5 protein-coding genes are annotated in these 5,026 nt (G+C 29.8%); all 5 read right to left on the bottom strand.

The genetic code is table 11. The features are described 5' to 3' along the window. Positions 1-4: 4 nt before the first annotated feature. Positions 5-877, bottom strand: a complete 873-nt coding sequence (locus ACOYLP_RS10730; RefSeq protein WP_422856165.1) for a type IV toxin-antitoxin system AbiEi family antitoxin domain-containing protein — start codon at positions 875-877, stop codon at positions 5-7. 195 nt (positions 878-1,072) lie between these two features. Then, the gene (locus ACOYLP_RS10725; protein ID WP_422856164.1) at positions 1,073-2,362 is read right to left on the bottom strand and encodes a tyrosine-type recombinase/integrase; all 1,290 of its coding nucleotides are present in this window, start codon (positions 2,360-2,362) and stop codon (positions 1,073-1,075) included. Beyond that, positions 2,349-2,705: a hypothetical protein gene (locus ACOYLP_RS10720; protein ID WP_422856163.1), complete on the bottom strand. Its 357-nt coding sequence runs from the start codon at positions 2,703-2,705 to the stop codon at positions 2,349-2,351. The genes ACOYLP_RS10725 and ACOYLP_RS10720 overlap by 14 nt, the downstream gene beginning before the upstream one ends. 173 nt (positions 2,706-2,878) lie before the next feature. Further along, positions 2,879-3,382 carry a hypothetical protein gene (locus ACOYLP_RS10715; RefSeq protein ID WP_422856162.1) on the bottom strand — a complete coding sequence of 168 codons (504 nt, stop codon included), beginning with the start codon at positions 3,380-3,382 and terminating at the stop codon, positions 2,879-2,881. A gap of 285 nt (positions 3,383-3,667) precedes the next feature. Beyond that, positions 3,668-4,900: an MORN repeat-containing protein gene (locus tag ACOYLP_RS10710; protein ID WP_422856161.1), complete on the bottom strand. Its 1,233-nt coding sequence runs from the start codon at positions 4,898-4,900 to the stop codon at positions 3,668-3,670. Positions 4,901-5,026: the final 126 nt, after the last annotated feature.

The raw sequence follows: 5,026 nt of genomic DNA, 5'->3' as shown, positions 1-5,026 counted from the left end.
ATTATTAAAACCCATTAGGGTAATACACATTCCATTTTTCATCCAGTTTTTTATTTGATATGTTATATGTTAGATAAAATTTCAAGTTCATTTTTCTTTTATAAAATGGTCTTGTTGCTTCGTCATTATATCCTGCTTTCTCAAGGTATAAGCCAATTAACTGGTGGTAGGGATAAACATAATTTAATTCATCTAAATAATTCATCATTTTTATTATATTGACTTTGTCCTTCGCTTTAATAAAAGCCTCTAGAACTTCGAAAACACCACCAGAATAAGCAGGTCTTATTGTTATATCAATTAATGTTCGTTCTAAATCGGTAAATTTCACACCATTGTCTTCTGATATTCCAACATCGATAGAATTAGTCTTTTTTTGAATGAAAATATATCGAATATCGTCTATTTCTGATTTATAAATTTCTGATGTTTGTCTTTGAGGTTTTGAAAAAGCATTATCGATAGATTCTTGTGATATGTAATCAGTATTTTCACTTTCTCCATATTTATCAAAACTGATGTAAACAGATTTGGAGTTTTGGAATGTTAGCTGATGAATTTGAAGTGCTGAGTAGTAACTTATGTATCCTTCTTTTTTTATTGTTTGGGCAATTTTGAATTTATCGCCATTTGGAATTATAAAAACTTGTTTTAAGTTTCCCTTAGTTAGGTGCTTAAGTTTTATTAGTTCTAGGATTTTATTTTGTTCTAAAAAAGATATAAAGTGTTTTGTTGTGCGGTAATTTGCAATCCCCCATTCTTCTCTTTTGGACTGAAAAATTTTTGTGATATCTGAAAAAGTATACGCTCCTATTTTATTATCAATTAAATAGGCAGCGATTTCACTCTTGGCTAATTCAAAAGTTTCTTTTCTCATTTTATTATATTATTGTATAATATCATATATGATATTATACATGCAAAGGTATAAGAAATTTAATTAAAAAGCAAATTTTATGGATGGGTGTTTAATAAATTTATTGTTTGAAGTATAGTATCGTATACGATACTATACTGTAAAGTTATATATTTTTTTCTTAATAATCAAATTATATTTTTAATTTAAAATAGCTTACCCATTTGCATTAGTGTTAAAATAACGAAACCCTCTCTTATTAGCTTCCTTTACAACAGCCTTTTTATCAATATAATTTTTCAAAACCACACTTGCTGTTTTTTGGTACCCCATTGATTCGGTCAACCCAGTTTGCAAATGTAGTTTGGTCAAGAAAGTCTTTCTAAGATGTTTTATACTAAAATCATCTCCTAACTTAGCTTGTCTTCGATAGAATGTAAAAGAATGGCTTAATTGCTTTGCTAGTGTCTTTCTATCGATGTTCATATCATCGGCAATCAAGTATTTATTTACCCCAAGATTTGATTTGTAGTCTAATCTTTCAAGGAGTTCTTTTAACTCATTTGAAATTGGAATATAAACACTTTTTGTTGCTTTGGTTTTATCCCAATTGTGAGCACGTTCAAACTTCAAATCAGTTCCGATAATACATTCTAGTTCTCCATCTGTATCGATTACAATATCAGAATACTTCAACGAAGTAACTTCTTCTAGCCTCATGCCTGTGTAAGCACATAGCTCAATACCATCCTTTGTATAAGGTCTATATCTATTCTTTTTAGCACCACTTTTAAGGATTTCAATAGAATCTTTTTCGGTTATTACCGAAAGTAATTTTAAAAAATCTTGGTCTGAAATACTTGTTGGGTTAGGATTCTCATATTTCAATTTCATCTTTTTTGGAACATTGGGTATAACCAATTCCTTTTCAATGGTTAAGAAATTATAAAAGTTCTTTAATGCCCTCAAATTGTGATTAAAGGTTGCGTGACTTTTGTATGTTTCTTCTAAATACTCATAGTATTTGCCAAGCATGAATTTATCAATTTGATAAATGGTCAACTTGCTCAAGTCCCCGCCATTTTTCTTTAAGAAGCTCCCAAACTTATTTATATAACCTACGGTTTCTTTAATGTATTTCTCAGACCTTATTTTTTGTTCGTGTCTAGGAACACCAATGTTTTCCAACCAATCACTATACATGAACATGAAATCTGTGAACAATTCGAACTTTTCTTCATTTGGTTTTAAGTTAGTGTTAAGTTCAATTGGATTTATTAGAAGCTCTTTAAATTCCAAAAGTTCTTTTACTGCATCATCATATACCAAAGACTTTAAATCCTTCGTTCTACGAACCCCATTTATCTTAATCACTGCTTTATATCTCTGACGCTCCAAAGGGTGATTACACCCCTTGTATTGCGTCTGAGATAATTCGATTTGCCTATTACATCGTTTGCAAACGATGTGAAGACCAACGAATTTTTTGTATTTAAGCACTTTCATTTATATCGTCATTAAATATCTTTCTACTAATACTACCTTTAGGCACATAGCCTGTTTGCTTCTTTGAATCGCTTTTGAAATCAATGATTTTATACAAGGCATTCTGAAGATATGCTTGGTAGTATTGTTCCCAATCGTTACCATATTTTGATTTTAGATGTAAAATCAACGGCAAGTCATTGGCAAGCTCAAAGTCATTACGATATACAAACTCCCCAGAGCAGTCTTTGAATATGGGGACATTGTTTTTTTTGCACCACGTCCGCACAGGTCGCTTATCTTTTCTATTTATTAATGTAACCAAATCAGAAAGGTACATTCTGTCTACGTATAAGAATAACATATCATTAGAAATTTTAAAGTAGTTTTTAGTTGTAGTTAGTAGTTAAATTTAAATTTCCAAAAGTGCCAGGATAATTTGAAAATACCTAACAAAGCTCCGTTTTTCCTGGGTCTTTGATTAAATAAATCATCAATTACATAGAGTCTGTTGGAATAAAATAACCCATCAAATTTTTAGATTAATAAGCGAGTATTCGAGTTTGAATGATGTCCCAAGTAATTTGCCCCAAAATTTGAATTATCGATTGTAGGCAAATATTTTATCGGTGATGCTTGAGTCAAAGGAGTGACCAACAAGTTAACTTTTAAATCTTTATTTACAAACACCTCTTTGCTTTTTGCTTCTTTTAAAGCCTTTCGGTTTGCTAAATATGTGGTAGATGGCTTAACATATACTTTAGCCAATTCGATTTCTTCATTGGTTATTGATGCATTTTCACTTTTTAGAACATACTCAATGAATGTGGTTCCGTAAATGTATATCCTCACTCCATTTACAACAAAAGATATTATGGTATATCCATTGATATGTGCTTTAATTGCATTGCCTTTTTGGCCAATTATTTCCCCTGTTGGTTTATCATACTTATAACCCTTGCACAACGCAAGTTTGCATTTTTGAATATTAATCAAGAGTCTTTGTTCTCTGCTTATTGCAGTATTAACTGTTGTTTTCATGAGTTACTTAATTTTAATTATTAGTTTGAGATGGATTTTGATATACTAAACACATGTTGTATTTTAAATTAAATGCGTTTAGATTCATGATTTTAAGGTTGATGTTAAAGGATAGATATTACTTAAGTAAAAATGTTTATTTAAAATTTAATTAATTTACAAGTTTCATTATCCAAATAAAGTAATGATATTGAAAATATTTTACCTATAATATTAAAACTATAATTTATTTAATTTTATTAAAAAAATGTGAAATATATTTAAATTTCGAATACATAATTTTATTTACAACTTCATTGCACACTGTCTACTACAACAAGCATCTTCGTGGATTCTCCAACATCTATAATTATGGCAACCTAACTCAGGAAAACAAGAGGATAATAATTCTTCGTGCTCTTTGGTAATACCATAAGTCTCTTTTATAAATCCCCACCCTGAAAATTGTCGATTGCAAATATAACAGGCTCTATTTTTTGGGGTTTTTAGAACAATTTTACATTTCTTACATTTTTCACCATTTACATTCATTCCAGAATTTGATAGTTTTACTTCATTCGCCAACATCCCTTTAATCAATGGATTGTTCACAAGTTCTTTAAATCCATTCTGAATATTTTCCATTGGATTTGTAGAAGATGCGTTATTGTAATTATTACTGCTTGAATTTGAATTATTACTGCTTGCAACAGAATAGTTACTAGTATAGGATGAAACAAATTTATCATTAACCCAAGTACCTTCTTCAATAACTCCACTACTATAAGTAAGTTTTCCCTGCCCTTGTTTAACATCATTAACCCAATCACCGTTGTAAATTGACCCGCTTGCCCATTTTGTTACACCTTTTCCTTGTTTTTTACCATTAACCCAATCTCCTTTATAACTGGACCCATCTTTCATTACTAAAGTTCCATACCCTTGCATTACATCATTAACCCATTCACCTTCATAAATTGAGCCACTATTAAATTTTAATATTCCAAATCCGTTTTTTGTTCCCAAAAGAAAGTTACCTTTGTATATATCTCCTGAATCATATTTAAGTTCCCCATTTGAAATATATCCATCTTTAAAATAACCTGAAAAAGTTCCAATAGAAAACCTTTTTACCCCATATCCATTAACACAATCTCCATTTACACAACCCACAAGCTCAGGTTCATATTTTTTTATTACTTTACGTTTGTAAATAGCACCCTCACACCAATTTTTACAATTCTCAAAATTTGAAAATTTATAAGCTATGTATGTTGATAGTTGATAAGCAGTGCCAATAAATTCCTTTGGAGTCTTATTTTCATTAGTTGCATAATATATATGATAAATTTCATTTTCGTCAGGAAAAATAGGTTCGTCTGACCAATAATCAAATAAAGTATATTGTGTTTTAAAAAAAACATTTGCATAATCCTTTCTATTATCTGGGTCTCTATTTATTTTTATTATTTTTTGGGAAATTACAGAAAGGGATATTAAATTAACAACAAGTAAAAGAAGAAATTTTTTATTTATCATTTTTATTACATTAGCTCTACTATGCCTCACTCGTAGAATTTGTATATCAAACTAGCGTGAGACAGATTGCAATTAAATGCTCTTGGAGGTGGTCGAATACCTACGAAACAATGTAATAGAACCGCT

The organism is Flavobacterium sp. (assembly GCF_049318325.1).
In the GTDB taxonomy this organism is placed as follows: Bacteria; Bacteroidota; Bacteroidia; order Flavobacteriales; family Flavobacteriaceae; genus Flavobacterium.
Note: the sequence above shows the minus strand (reverse complement) of the source record. Positions and strands in the feature narration are given on the sequence as shown.

Coding starts and splice junctions, on each gene's coding strand:
- ACOYLP_RS10720 (WP_422856163.1), bottom strand. CDS start 2,705: ATGTTATTCTTATACGTAGACAGAATGTACCTTTCTGATTTGGTTACA.
- ACOYLP_RS10725 (WP_422856164.1), bottom strand. CDS start 2,362: ATGAAAGTGCTTAAATACAAAAAATTCGTTGGTCTTCACATCGTTTGC.
- ACOYLP_RS10730 (WP_422856165.1), bottom strand. CDS start 877: ATGAGAAAAGAAACTTTTGAATTAGCCAAGAGTGAAATCGCTGCCTAT.
- ACOYLP_RS10715 (WP_422856162.1), bottom strand. CDS start 3,382: ATGAAAACAACAGTTAATACTGCAATAAGCAGAGAACAAAGACTCTTG.
- ACOYLP_RS10710 (WP_422856161.1), bottom strand. CDS start 4,900: ATGATAAATAAAAAATTTCTTCTTTTACTTGTTGTTAATTTAATATCC.